The organism is Blautia sp. XA-2221 (genome assembly GCF_028767025.1).
GTDB lineage: Bacteria > Bacillota > Clostridia > Lachnospirales > Lachnospiraceae > Blautia_A.
On record NZ_JAJQXX010000011.1, the window covers coordinates 1 to 12600 of the forward strand.

At 42.5% G+C, this 12600-nt stretch carries 15 protein-coding genes; all 15 read right to left on the reverse strand.

Annotated elements, in window-relative coordinates; genetic code table 11:
• Positions 1 to 128 precede the first annotated feature (128 nt).
• Entirely contained in the window at positions 129 to 290 is a 162-nt protein-coding gene (gene rd, locus LU279_RS09720; RefSeq protein ID WP_022066629.1) for a rubredoxin, read from the reverse strand.
• Positions 291 to 389: 99 nt separating this feature from the next.
• The gene (locus LU279_RS09725) at positions 390 to 1109 is read right to left on the reverse strand and encodes a type 1 glutamine amidotransferase (RefSeq protein ID WP_274422340.1); all 720 of its coding nucleotides are present in this window, start codon (positions 1107 to 1109) and stop codon (positions 390 to 392) included.
• Positions 1106 to 2443 carry a MurT ligase domain-containing protein gene (locus tag LU279_RS09730; RefSeq protein WP_274422413.1) on the reverse strand — a complete coding sequence of 446 codons (1338 nt, stop codon included), beginning with the start codon at positions 2441 to 2443 and terminating at the stop codon, positions 1106 to 1108. The genes LU279_RS09725 and LU279_RS09730 overlap by 4 nt, the downstream gene beginning before the upstream one ends.
• A 356-nt stretch (positions 2444 to 2799) precedes the next feature.
• Positions 2800 to 3336, reverse strand: coding sequence for a bL17 family ribosomal protein (locus tag LU279_RS09735; protein ID WP_022066626.1), 537 nt, complete (start codon positions 3334 to 3336; stop codon positions 2800 to 2802).
• 100 nt (positions 3337 to 3436) lie between these two features.
• Complete coding sequence (locus LU279_RS09740; protein ID WP_274422341.1) at positions 3437 to 4396, reverse strand: DNA-directed RNA polymerase subunit alpha; 960 nt, start codon at positions 4394 to 4396, stop codon at positions 3437 to 3439.
• Positions 4397 to 4514: 118 nt separating this feature from the next.
• On the reverse strand, positions 4515 to 5108 hold the full coding sequence (gene rpsD / locus LU279_RS09745; protein WP_274422342.1) for a 30S ribosomal protein S4: 594 nt from the start codon (positions 5106 to 5108) through the stop codon (positions 4515 to 4517).
• 18 nt (positions 5109 to 5126) lie between these two features.
• The gene (gene rpsK, locus LU279_RS09750) at positions 5127 to 5522 is read right to left on the reverse strand and encodes a 30S ribosomal protein S11 (protein ID WP_022066623.1); all 396 of its coding nucleotides are present in this window, start codon (positions 5520 to 5522) and stop codon (positions 5127 to 5129) included.
• A 180-nt stretch (positions 5523 to 5702) separates the two neighbouring features.
• On the reverse strand, positions 5703 to 6071 hold the full coding sequence (gene rpsM / locus LU279_RS09755) for a 30S ribosomal protein S13 (protein ID WP_274422343.1): 369 nt from the start codon (positions 6069 to 6071) through the stop codon (positions 5703 to 5705).
• A 302-nt stretch (positions 6072 to 6373) separates the two neighbouring features.
• Complete coding sequence (gene rpmJ, locus LU279_RS09760) at positions 6374 to 6487, reverse strand: 50S ribosomal protein L36 (RefSeq protein WP_003497809.1); 114 nt, start codon at positions 6485 to 6487, stop codon at positions 6374 to 6376.
• Between the two features lie 335 nt (positions 6488 to 6822).
• Positions 6823 to 7704, reverse strand: coding sequence for a protease modulator HflC (hflC, locus tag LU279_RS09765; RefSeq protein ID WP_274422344.1), 882 nt, complete (start codon positions 7702 to 7704; stop codon positions 6823 to 6825).
• A gap of 2 nt (positions 7705 to 7706) precedes the next feature.
• Entirely contained in the window at positions 7707 to 8765 is a 1059-nt protein-coding gene (hflK, locus tag LU279_RS09770) for an FtsH protease activity modulator HflK (protein WP_274422345.1), read from the reverse strand.
• 484 nt (positions 8766 to 9249) lie between these two features.
• Positions 9250 to 9855: a hypothetical protein gene (locus tag LU279_RS09775; RefSeq protein ID WP_274422346.1), complete on the reverse strand. Its 606-nt coding sequence runs from the start codon at positions 9853 to 9855 to the stop codon at positions 9250 to 9252.
• A gap of 51 nt (positions 9856 to 9906) precedes the next feature.
• Entirely contained in the window at positions 9907 to 10920 is a 1014-nt protein-coding gene (locus tag LU279_RS09780; RefSeq protein ID WP_274422347.1) for an LCP family protein, read from the reverse strand.
• A 17-nt stretch (positions 10921 to 10937) separates the two neighbouring features.
• Entirely contained in the window at positions 10938 to 11870 is a 933-nt protein-coding gene (locus LU279_RS09785; protein ID WP_274422348.1) for a hypothetical protein, read from the reverse strand.
• Positions 11867 to 12580, reverse strand: coding sequence for a CpsD/CapB family tyrosine-protein kinase (locus LU279_RS09790; protein WP_442870154.1), 714 nt, complete (start codon positions 12578 to 12580; stop codon positions 11867 to 11869). The genes LU279_RS09785 and LU279_RS09790 overlap by 4 nt, the downstream gene beginning before the upstream one ends.
• Between the last annotated feature and the right edge of the window lie 20 nt (positions 12581 to 12600).

Consider the following 12600-nt stretch of genomic DNA (forward strand, 5'->3'; position numbering starts at 1 on the left):
TTTATTTGTTTTTCAAAGTTTCGTTTTTCGGAACAACGAAAAACTCCACAATGTAAAACAGGGCCTTGCCCTAACAAAAAGAAAGGTGTCAAAAGCAGCCTGCTTTCGGCACCTTTCCGTCCGGCTATTTAGTCTTCCGGTACAAATTCATCCTTGCCTACTCCACAGATCGGGCAAACCCAATCCTCCGGAATATCTTCAAATGCTGTGCCCGGCTCGATTCCGCTGTCCGGATCGCCGATTTCCGGGTCATATACATATCCGCATGGCTCACATACATATTTCTGCATAGCTGTTACTCCTTTCAAGTCTGTTTCTAAAACTTATGAAACGGATTCTGTTCCGTTCCATGGCTTCATTATAACGTCAGTGTTTTTTGATTGCAAGCATTATTTCACAAACCTTTTGTAAATATAATCATTGGCTTCTTTTTCCTGAATATCATCCAATGGTTCCAGCATTGGAATCTCTCCGTATTTCCGCCTGAGAGCCTGTGTGATCAACCAGTCTGCAAGCTGAGGATTCTTCGGAAGAAGGGGACCGTGAAGATAAGTTCCGATCACATTTTTGTATACAACACCCTCATAACCTGTTTGTCCGTCATTTCCCGATCCATAAAGAACCCTTCCAAGAGGCTTGTTATTTCCGATAAAAGTCCTTCCTCCATGGTTTTCAAAACCAACTATCGGCATATCAAACAAGTCGCTTTTCAGAACAATATTACTGATCAGGCGCCCTTCCTGCTGTTCTGTGTGCATATCCACAAGCTCCAGACCTTTGATCATTCCCTGATCTGTTTTATAATAATTTCCAAGAAGCTGGTAACCTCCGCAGATGGCGATCACAACTCCGTTATTTTCCACATATTCCTTAAAATCTCCCCGGATCTCTCTGAGTTTTTCACAGACAAGCATCTGCTCCCTGTCTGAACCTCCGCCCAGAAGTACAATATCCAACCCTGTAAAATCAATGGGATCATTCAGCTCAAAAGAAATGGTTTCCGCCTCAATCCCTCTCCACTGACACCGTTTCATAAGGCACTGGATATTTCCTCTGTCACCGTAGAGATTCAGCAGATCCGGATATAAATGTCCTATCGTCAGTTTCATTTCTGCTCTCCCTCCAGTTTTTTCAGTATATTTCTGGTGGCAAAAAGTGCCGTATAATTTACAAGTACATAGAGATTTCCTGTACCATCCTTGATCCTGTCTCTGATGGCTTTTTCCACATCCGGTTCCAGAACAGACGGAATATCCACATATTTCAGGCGCAGACGCATATCCTGACAGCGGATTCCGCTGACAGTAATGCTTCGGATATTCTCTCCGCCAAAAAGATCAAAATCCACATCCCACAGCCAGGAAATATCAATACCGTCCTGAGCATTATCGTTAATGGCAATGATCACATCCTTTGGCGCTGTATCCTGCATAACAGCAGAAATATTCTGGTTAAAGCCTGCCGGATTTTTGGCAAGGTTCAAAGTCACTCCGGTTCCCTGAATACGGAACTGTTCCATACGTCCGTTTTCCGGATTGAATTTTTTCAGCATATCTGTAAAGTGTTCTGCAGAAAATCCCGCTGTACGCACTCCCGCATAGGCAGCCAGAATATTGTACACATTATAAAAGCCCTTATAACTGGCTGAGATAAGTCTGTTTTCCACCCGAAAAGAAAGCCTGTCGCCCACCTGTACATCTTCTGCATCAAAATCAGGCTCCGGTCTTTTAAACCCGCATTTGGGGCAGACATAATCGCCAAGCTGACTGTAGTGATAAAAGCTGTACTGAAGCTTTTCTCCGCATTTTTTGCAGAAACGTCCTTCACGGATCTCATTGGTATCATTTTTCATAACAGGCTGGCTGATCCCATAGAATACACATGGATTGCCGCTGTCCATTGCAAGATATGCGGAAAGTGCATCATCCCCATTGACGATCACCTTCATATCCGGAACTGTTTTTATCATGGTTTCCAGAATGTTCATGGTAATATCAATTTCTCCATACCGGTCAAGCTGATCCCGGAAAAGATTTGTCATGACCATATAATCCGGCCTGATCTCCGGAAAAATATACTTTGTGGAAGCTTCATCTGCTTCAATGCAGGCATAATCTGCATCCATGTGACCGTTGAGCTTTGCGCCAAGAACAAATGCTGCCACAACTCCGTTCAGCATGTTGGAGCCCGTGTGGTTACAGACTACCTTCTGGCCTTCTGCTTCCAGCGCTGCGCAAAGCATATTGTTGGTGGTAGTCTTTCCGTTGGTACCACAGACCACAAAAATATCTTTTCTTACTTCTGATGCCAGTTCTTTCAGAACAGGGGGATAGATCTTCAGAGCAATCTTCCCTGCCCAGGTAACACCCTGTCTTCCCATTTTCTTGCAGATAAAACCTGCCGTCTTTGCCGCCCATATTGCTGCAATTCTTCTTATATTCATGTATCTGATATCCTCTGTATTTTTTCTTATCATATCCCCTGACTCCGGATCTATACACGTTACCCTCAGTTTTCCTGTCTGATGTACCGTCTTTTTCTGAAATTCTCACGATAAATTCTGCAAACCCCATATGACATATTCTGCAATTACCATATCGTATATTCTGGCTGTATCTGTCCCAAAAATATGCGTGGAAGGGTTTGCGGTAAAGTTCACGGAAACTTCTGTCCGGTCAGGTTCCTGTGTTAATGATTGTACGATACTTCCGTTCATTTATCAACAGAAACTTTACTGCTCAGATTTCATTTAAAAAAGGGGGATATCTGCCTGAGCAGATATCCCCCTGAGATACTGAATTATACTAACTCAATAAGTACTTCCATTGCAGCATCGCCCTTACGTGGTCCGATCTTAACGATTCTTGTGTAACCACCGTTACGTCCAACGTATTTTGGAGCGATCTCATCGAACATTTTCTTAACCATGTCGATGTCTTTTGTGTTTTTCTTTCTGCCAGCACCTTTAGCCGGTACTTCTTTTACAGGATAGAAAACTTTTGCCATCTGACGACGAGCGTGAAGTCTGGAAGGAGCGTCTTTTGTGATCTCTTTCTGAACTTCATCGTATACAGTTTTCTTTTTACCGTCTACGACTTCTTTTACTCTCTTGCCTTCAGCGTCTTTACGAGCAACTTTTGCAGTTACTGTAACTGTCTCAAAGTTGTCTTTTTCGCGAACAGCCATAGCAATAAGACCTTCTGCGATTTTGCGGATCTCTTTTGCTTTTGCTTCAGTTGTAACGATCTTTCCGTGGTACAGAAGATTTGTTACCTGGTTTCTTAACAGAGCTTTTCTCTGGTCGGATGTTCTGCTTAATTTTCTATATTTTGCCATGTTATTTTCCTCCATCTGCGGGACACCGGGACATGCTTGTTCGGTCTTACTGCCCTGATGCTTTGGCTCCCCGCGGTAATATTCATAAAATGAGTGTATTTTATTCCTCTGTAGGCTGAAGCTGCAGGCCCAGTTCCTTCAGCTTTGCAAGTACCTCTTCCAGTGACTTGCGGCCAAGGTTACGAACCTTCATCATATCCTCAGATGTTCTGTTGCACAGCTCTTCTACAGTATTGATTCCAGCCCGTTTCAGGCAGTTGTAGGAACGAACAGAAAGCTCAAGCTCATCAATGCTCATTTCCAGAACTTTTTCCTTCTCATTGTCTTCTTTCTCGATCATAACCTCAGCGGTTTTTGCATTCTCAGAAAGATCAATGAACAGGCTTAAATGCTCACTTAATACTTTTGCTGCAAGGCTCACTGCCTCATCCGGATCAAGAGTTCCGTTTGTGAATACATCCAGAGTCAGTTTGTCATAATCTGTCACCTGACCTACACGAGTATTTTCCACAACCATGTTTACTCTGTCAACCGGTGTGTAAATCGCATCTACTGCAATCACACCAATAGGCATATCATCAGTTTTACCTTTGTCAGCGCTTACATATCCACGTCCTCTTGTAATGGTAAGTTCCATTGCAAGTCTGCAGTCCTTACCACCATTCAGTGTGGCGATCACCTGATCCGGATTCATGATCTCGAGATCCTGATCAGTCTGAATATCAGCTGCTGTTACGACACCTTTTCCTTCACACTCAATGTATGCAGTTTTTGGCTCGTTATCAGAGCTGTTATTTTTAATTGCAAGACTCTTCAGATTCATAATAATCTCTGAAACGTCTTCTTTCACACCCGGAATAGAACTGAATTCATGCAGTACGCCGTCAATTTTTACCTGGCTTACAGCTGCTCCCGGGAGGGAAGACAGCATAATTCTTCTGAGAGAATTGCCCAGAGTAATACCATAACCTCTTTCCAGCGGTTCCACTACGAATCTGCCAAATTTCTTATCTTCGGATATTTCGGTAATTTCGATTTTTGGTTTATTAAAATCAAACACTATAAGGCTCCCTCCTTCTGGAAAGCTGCGTCATACTTTTAATATAGTATCCCCAAACTCCGCCTAAGCTTCGTTTGGGGATCGCATAAAAGCTCAGTTGCACCTTAACCTCTATGCTTTACTTAGAGTACAGCTCGACGATAAGCATCTCGTCTACAGGTACATCAATTACTTCTCTGTTCGGAAGTTCTTTTACAGTTCCGCAAAGAGCATCCTGATTTACATCAAGCCACTCCGGAACAAGTCTTCCGCCTGTTACTTCCAGAATTCCTTTGTATCTTTCGGAACCTTTGCATTTTTCTTTGATCTCAACTGTATCTCCGGCTTTTACAAGGTAAGACGGAATGTTTACACATTTGCCGTTTACAAGTACATGCTTGTGGTCAACGATCTGACGAGCTTCACGTCTTGTTCTTGCAAATCCCATACGGAAGATTACGTTGTCAAGTCTTGTCTCAAGCATAACCATCAGGTTCTCACCTGTCTGGCCCGGCATTCTGTCGGCTTTTTTGTAGTAGTTACGGAAAGGTTTCTCAAGAACTCCGTAAATGAATTTTGCTTTCTGTTTTTCTCTTAACTGTAAACCGTACTCAGAGATCTTTCTGTTTGCACGTTTTAACTGTCTTGTAGATTTTTTATCAATTCCTAAATAGATTGGATCCAGACCAAGAGATCTGCATCTTTTCAGAACGGGCACTCTGTTCACTGCCATTTCAAGCTACCTCCTCAATTAGACTCTTCTGCGTTTTGGTGGACGGCATCCGTTATGCGGAACCGGTGTTACGTCACGGATACTTGTTACTTCAAGACCACATGCCTGAAGTGCACGGATTGCAGCTTCACGTCCTGAACCCGGTCCTTTTACCATAACATCAACAGTTTTTAATCCATGGATCAAAGCAGCTTTTGTTGCAGTCTCTGCTGCCATCTGTGCTGCATAAGGAGTAGATTTCCTTGAACCTCTAAATCCCAGACCGCCGGCACTTGCCCATGAAAGAGCGTTTCCTTCGTTGTCAGTCAGTGTAACGATTGTGTTGTTAAAAGAAGACTGAATGTGTGCCTGTCCGTGTTCAACGTTTTTCTTGACACGACGTTTTGTTGTCGTTTTTTTGGTTGCTTTTGCCATTTTAAAACTAACCTACGCTTTCCTTGAATGTAATATTCTTAAGTTACTTTTATCAATTAAGGAAGTTCGATTCGCTGAATTTATCCTCCGCTTACGCTGGAATCCATTAAGCTTTCGAACCAAGTTCCTACCAAACTCACGCTGCGCTTACCAGCCTGCATTTGTTAAGTAGTCTGCTTATTATTTCTTTTTGTTTGCTACTGTTCTCTTCGGGCCCTTGCGAGTTCTTGCATTTGTCTTAGTCTTCTGACCACGAACCGGAAGTCCTTTACGATGACGGATTCCTCTGTAGCATCCGATTTCCTGCAGTCTCTTGATATTAAGAGCGATTTCACGGCGAAGATCACCTTCTACCATCATTGTTTCATCAATGACAGCGCTGATTCTCTTTACTTCTTCATCTGTCAGATCTCTGACACGTGTGTCAGGATTTACTTCTGCCTGCGCAAGAATTTTTTCTGCGCTCGGTCTGCCGATACCATAAATATAGGTAAGGCCGATTTCAATACGTTTTTCTCTTGGTAAGTCTACACCAGCTATACGAGCCATGTACTGTTTCCTCCATTTTCTTTTTTGAAAGCGCTTCTGACATACACCACTTGCCGGATGGCAAGGTGAAATGGGGCGTATCTGAAAGTCTGCTTTCTGTTTTCAGTTTCCTAATTGGGGTGCCTCGGTAAAACACCCAGCCGTCTTTGGCGTAAGACAGCCTTTCCGAAATTGCAGCTGTACGCTGCTGTTGCCTCTCGGTATTAGGCAATACATGCTTTGATAAATCAATTATACAAACAGTCCGAACAACCCTTCCGGGTGTATCAAACTGCAGCCGCACGTTTCACAAACTACCGGAATTAACCCTGGCGCTGTTTGTGTTTTGGATTTTCACAGATAACTCTGATAGATCCTTTTCTTTTAATGATCTTGCATTTCTCGCAGATCGGCTTTACAGATGATCTTACTTTCACTGGAAATCCTCCTCTCGTAATTTAGGCTTGAATCTGCAGTTATAGACGCACTCATAGCGCGTTCGCATTATAGTGTAGCATCAATGTCTAAAGATTGCAAGTACTTTTTTTATTTTTTCCAAAATCATATATACAAAATTATATCTGCTGCAGCCGGATAGCTATTCACAGGTAATATCCCCCCATAACATAAACAGTAACACAACAGGCGCCATCCCGCTTCCACGTTCCGGCGCCTGCTGTATTTCCATAAAAATTCAGTTATTTATTTTTCCAAAAATATACAGTCTTCTGTCTGTCTTTTATAAATTCTTCCATGAATCACGCCCAGTTCATTACTGCACGTTTCCTGTGTTCCCCTGGAAGATCTGCGCGATCGGGGAATCCGGAGAAAGAATCACAGTTTTGTCCTCGCCCTTCATAGAGTTCTTCAGGGCATCCAGACTGCGTACAAAGGAATAAAAATCGCTTCTTCCCTCTTCGCCATAAGCGCCTGCAAGAATCTTCATATATTCCTGCTCGCCCTGGGCTTCCAGGATCTCCGCCTGTTTCTTGGCTTCGGAGATCTGAATGGCAACCTCTTTATCTGTGGTATTGCGGATCACCTTTGCCTCTGAGCTTCCCTCTGCCGTATAGGTGGCTGCTATATTATCTCTCTCTGAGATCATTCTCTCATAAACAGCTTCCTTGTTGTCATCCGGAAGATCCAGCTGCTTGGTATCAAAAAGCATTACCTCAATTCCATACTGCTCCATATTGGCATCCACAGATCCCATTACCATGTCTGCCAGCTCGCCGTCACGACTGGTGATCACTTCGTCCTGGGACATACTGCTGATCGCATTTTTTGTTGCATTATATATAGCGGTATTAATACGGCTCTCTCCGTTTTCTATAGAGGAATTCAGCGTTCTGGCAAACTTCAGAGGATCTGCGATCCTCCAGATCACATAACTGTCTGTGATCATGGTTTTTTTATCTTTTGTGATGACATCTGAAGGCGCAAGATCATAAAGCAGCGTCTGCTTCGGCAATGTTGCTGTTGTTTCCATTAACGGTACACGAAGGCTGATACCTGGCTTGTCAATCACTCTCTGTACCTTTCCGAACTGACGGATCAGTTTATATTCATTCTGCTTTGTCACTGTAACTGATGTAAGAGCCGCAAGTACAACTACAACACCTGCAGCCACAGTAAGAACTTTTTTACGTTTCATGATCATTCACCTCCCTGCACTGCAGCATCTGTATTCTGATTCTGAGCGTTTTCTGTCTCAGTTGCGGTTTCCGGCTGCTGTGCGTCCACTGTTTCCTCACTGCCGTTTTCCCCTGTAAAAGAATCCAGAGGAAGAACTTTCTGTGTTCCATCGCCATTGTCGATCACAATCTTCATATCCGGAAGCACATCTTCCATGGCCTCATAGAACATTCTGAGCTTTGTAACTGTAGGATTTTTTACATATTCCTCATACATGGCGTTAAATCGTGCCACTTCCGCTTCCGCTTCATTGATTCTGACCTGTTTCTGAGCCTCTGCATCCTGAATGATCTGGTCTGCCTGAGCCTCTGCTTCCGGAAGCTTCTCATTTCTGTATTTATTGGCATTATTGACAGCAGTTTCTTTTCCCTGCTTTGCTGTTTCTACAGCCTTAAAGGCTTTCATGATCTCCTGTGTAGGCGGCTCCGCATCCTGAATCGTAATATTCACAAGCTGGATTCCCACATCCTGGGCTTCCATTTTTTTCATGATCATTTCTTTGATCTTTGCCTGTATCTCACTTTTTCCGGTTGTCAGCACATCATCTACCGTATAGCTGGCAATCACTGTACGGATGCAGCTCTGCGCTATGCTTTTCAGAATTTCTTCCGGCTGCTGAGAGGTATAAAGATATTTTACCGGTTCTGTGATCCTGTACTCCACAAAGAAGTCTACATCAATAAAGTTATAATCTGATGTGATCATGATCCCTTCATCTGCCACCACGTCATTGGATTCCTGATCATACCCGATCGGAAAGCCCTGTATGGTAGTGTTTACCTTATGTACCTGCTGGATCAGAGGCAGCTTAAAATGAAGACCTGTTTCTGTCACTGCTTTCGGCACTCCAAAGGTAGATAAGACTGCCTGCTCCTGTTCCTGGATCTGATAGGTACAGTCTGTTGCAAACAGACCTACAACCACAAACCCGGCTACAACTGCCGCAACCTTTCCTGCATGCTTCCCGGCCTTTGGTCTTTTGGAAGACCACTTCTTTTTCATGTTGTTATTTTCCTCCATCTGTATCCTCCTTGCTGCCCGATCTTCTGAACATACAGGTATACCTTGTACTGAAATTTCTAAGATATGTCCGTCAGGGCATTTATTGAAAGAAAAGAAAAAGACTCTTGCTCCGGACAGATTTATTTCTGCCTCAAAACAAAAGTCTTGCTGCTTACTTCATATCGCGGATACCCATTACTGATATCGAACTGACGCAAATATGTACCTCTTCTGAAAATATATTAATTTTCATCTGATGGCCGCTACTCCCTTTTCTTTGAATGAGATAATATCATATTTTATGACAGGTTGCAAGTACAATCGTAACTGAACTGTAAAATCAGAATTTCATCCAAAAAATGTCTCATATTTTTGTGCAGTTTTTCAGTATCAAAAAATCTCCCGAAGAACATCAGATTTTCTAAGCCCTGATCTCCCGGGAGATTCTTTCTTATTCAAAGGATAAAACTGCTATGAAACAGCCGTTCCTTATCTCTTTGTTTTATGCATTCTCGATATTTGCAAGAACTGCAAAAAGAGAAAAGTCTTCTGCTTCAAATTCAATGGTCTGTTTTTCAAAATCAACAGCTACAGGCTCGATGATCTCCCAAGTTTTTAATTCTTTGTTATAATATAAGATATTAACGTCTTTAAGAGTATCTTTCAGAATCGGAACATGAATCATAACATCATATTTGCCGTTTTCATTTTTCTCTACAGTTGCGCCATCTGCTGCTTCCAGAGACATAAAGCCTGTTAAAAAGTCAAGTTTCTTTTCTTTGATTTCATTTACTGTTTTTTCAAGAGCTGCTTTTGCATTCTCATCAGTTACTGTTTCCAGTGTGGCAGATAATTTCTCAGTAAATGCTTCCACATCTTTTGTTCCTTCATTTACTTCTTTGATCAGATCTGTCATTTCTTTGTCTTCTGTTTCCAGTGTAGTAAATACTTCAGCATCCTCAATTTTATCTGTAACGATATATTTGCCTACGCTGTCCTCTACAACTACTACTTCATCTGTAATACTCGGGCCTGCCCATGTAGTTACAGGGCTCATAAGTACAACTGCACTTAAAATTCCGGCAAGAATTTTGTTTGTTTTTCTCATTGTCGTCTCTCCTTTTTTAAATAAATTTTATATAAGATAATGGCATGTCTGCTATTTATCTTCTTTGTAAAAAACAGAATAGATCAAATCCTGAAGTCCGTCCTGATCCACATGAAATTCATCATAGTATTCACCCTGAACGCCTTCTCCCGGTATTGTGTGTGTTACCGGCTGTTTTTTTTGTGATGCTGTCAGAAAATCCACAAAAATATCATTTCCCATGTTTGTCACCATATAGCTTCTGATCCCCTCATAAAGCCTTGTGACAAATGAAGAATCTTTCTGATATTCCTCCTGGGCTTTTTCCATATATGCCTGCAAAAAACTCCTCTGTCTGTTCTGGCGCACCAGCGCGCTTTGTTCCTGATCCGTATCCCGGTAACGAACAAACTGCTCTACGTTATCCTTTGTCAGAACAACTTTTGCTCCTTCTGTAAATTCAGGATTCACCTCTGACAGACTGTTATCCGGAACTGTAACTTCCACGTTTCCTGCAATTTCTGTCATTACAGGAATCGCATCCATATTGACAGCGCAATAATTCTGGATGTGAATCCCTCCAAATAAATTGGAAACGGCATCCTCCATCAATTCACAGCTCTCCCTTTTTCCATCGCCCTGGGCAAACTGAAGATTAAGATGGTTTTTCATTTTGCCAAGACTTTTTCCGCTTACGGTAAAGGTTTCTATTTCTGTTATGGTATCCCGTGGAATCGAGATCACATGGATCTGCTCTGTCACTCTGTCCATAGATACCAGAAAAATCGCATCTGCCTGTCCGATATTATCTGCATCCGGGTTTTCCACATCGCCTCTGGTATCAATTCCCATAAAAAGGAAATTACTTAAATGTTCGTTATATATATAAGACTTTCCCTTATAGACAATGCCATCTTCCTGCTGGTTTTCAGAAACAGCAGTTTTTACCTGTTTAGAATGAGTGTCCTCTGTCTGGTTTTTCCATATCCCAATCCCAAACACCGCTGCCACAGCCAGAACGGAAATCCCCGTAAGAATATATGCTGCTCTTCGTTTCCGGTATCTGCTTCTCTTTTTTGTCAGCATAATTTTGCACTTCCTGTTTATTCCTTGCTGATATACTTCAGTTCCAACATTTTCTGGTAAATTGCCTGCGCCATTGCCGCCTGGGCTTCATATGTGGAAGCAGGTGCAGAAGTAACGGCAGCAAGACTGATGTAATGCTCTTTCCACTTTTCACTTAACGCAGCATCCAGAGTCGCAGCATCCACGGAACCATCCAGAGGCCGTGTTCCAACTACGATAAATCGATCCTGATTGGAAAATGTTTTTAAAATATGTTCCTGCTGCTGTGCCAGCTCAGCGGGATCGTGATTCCAGCCTCCGTAATATCCCATAAATATAACAGGGATACAGTCCAGATCATCACGGACAAGCTCTTCTTCTGTAAAATCACGGATTCCTGTTTCTGTCACATAAAGCTGTGCGCCATTGGCTGCTTTCTGATGCTCGGAAATAAAACTCTGTATGATCTGGTCGCTGACCCCGGCTCTTTTCATCATAGAGAGCGTTCCTCCGCCCTGAAGAGTCTTATTGAGCACCGGGATATCATATCCATTGTCCTGAAGAAGCTTCTGAAGAACAGACGTATAAGAATACTGCTGTGTATCATCAGCTGTCAGAAGATCATCTCCCCAGCAGGATATCCCTGCTACTTTTTCCTTAGCGGGCTCAGAAGGCTTCGGCGACAGAACAGGTGTGGGAGTTACTGCGTTCTCTTTCTCGGAAGCTACTGCATTCTCTTTCTCCTGAGCTGCTTTCTTTTGAAGCGCTTTTTCTGTTTTATCCTGTTTTTTATCGGATTCCTCCAGAGCTTTCTCATCCTTTGCTCTTGTTTCATCCGCCAGTTTTTCCAGTCTCTGTCTGTCCTCTTTCGTCTGATTTTTGTTCCATACGATAAGACTTCCCAAAATCACAACAAGTACAACACAGAGCAGAGCCAGACATACATTTATAAACTTACTATGTCTTCTCAATTTTCTTTCTTATCCTCTTTCATTTTTTCATAATATGCGGCATACTTTCCACTATAATGAGAATAATACTTGTCTTTCTTCATATCAACTTTATTGAGAACTGCTCCAAGAATCCTGCAGCCACTTTTTTCTATCTGTGCAAGTCCTTTTTTTGCAATTTTATAGCTGACCGCTTCACTTTCCACTACCAGAACCGCTCCGTCACATTTCTGGGCTACAATGGCAGCGTCAATAATCGTGCCAACCGGCGGCGTGTCTATAAAAATATAATCATAATGCTCTCTCAGTTTTTTTAACAGGGTTGAAAAAATCCCCTCGCTCAGAAGCGCTGACGGATTTGGAACGGTCGGTCCTGCAAAAATAATATCCAGATTCTCGTAATTGGTTGCATATAATAAATCCGCAATCCCGATCTGTCCGCTTAAAAACTGAGACAGTCCCGAAATACTCTCCGTTACACGAAACCGCAGAGCATAGGTTGATTTTCTCATATCTGTGTCCAGAAGAAGCACTCTTTTTCCTGACTCAGCCATTTCCCTTGCCAGTGAAAATGTAATATCACTTTTTCCCTCGTTGGGATAACAGCTTGTAAGTAAAATAGTCTTTACATCCTTACCGGCAAATTTTACATTTGTCAGCAGTGTTTTAATAGCCTCTCCATAATAGTAATCCGCTTTGCGGACATCCTGCATTGAAATTCTTTTCATTATTCCGGTATCTCCTTTCACTC

Bases quoted from the DNA above. Each gene is read 5' to 3' on its own strand.
- rd (WP_022066629.1), bottom strand. From the start codon at position 290: ATGCAGAAATATGTATGTGAGCCATGCGGATATGTATATGACCCGGAA.
- LU279_RS09725 (WP_274422340.1), bottom strand. From the start codon at position 1,109: ATGAAACTGACGATAGGACATTTATATCCGGATCTGCTGAATCTCTAC.
- LU279_RS09730 (WP_274422413.1), bottom strand. From the start codon at position 2,443: ATGAATATAAGAAGAATTGCAGCAATATGGGCGGCAAAGACGGCAGGT.
- LU279_RS09735 (WP_022066626.1), bottom strand. From the start codon at position 3,336: ATGGCAAAATATAGAAAATTAAGCAGAACATCCGACCAGAGAAAAGCT.
- rpsD (WP_274422342.1), bottom strand. From the start codon at position 5,108: ATGGCAGTGAACAGAGTGCCCGTTCTGAAAAGATGCAGATCTCTTGGT.
- rpsK (WP_022066623.1), bottom strand. From the start codon at position 5,522: ATGGCAAAAGCAACCAAAAAAACGACAACAAAACGTCGTGTCAAGAAA.
- rpsM (WP_274422343.1), bottom strand. From the start codon at position 6,071: ATGGCTCGTATAGCTGGTGTAGACTTACCAAGAGAAAAACGTATTGAA.
- hflC (WP_274422344.1), bottom strand. From the start codon at position 7,704: ATGAAACGTAAAAAAGTTCTTACTGTGGCTGCAGGTGTTGTAGTTGTA.
- hflK (WP_274422345.1), bottom strand. From the start codon at position 8,765: ATGGAGGAAAATAACAACATGAAAAAGAAGTGGTCTTCCAAAAGACCA.
- LU279_RS09775 (WP_274422346.1), bottom strand. From the start codon at position 9,855: ATGAGAAAAACAAACAAAATTCTTGCCGGAATTTTAAGTGCAGTTGTA.
- LU279_RS09780 (WP_274422347.1), bottom strand. From the start codon at position 10,920: ATGCTGACAAAAAAGAGAAGCAGATACCGGAAACGAAGAGCAGCATAT.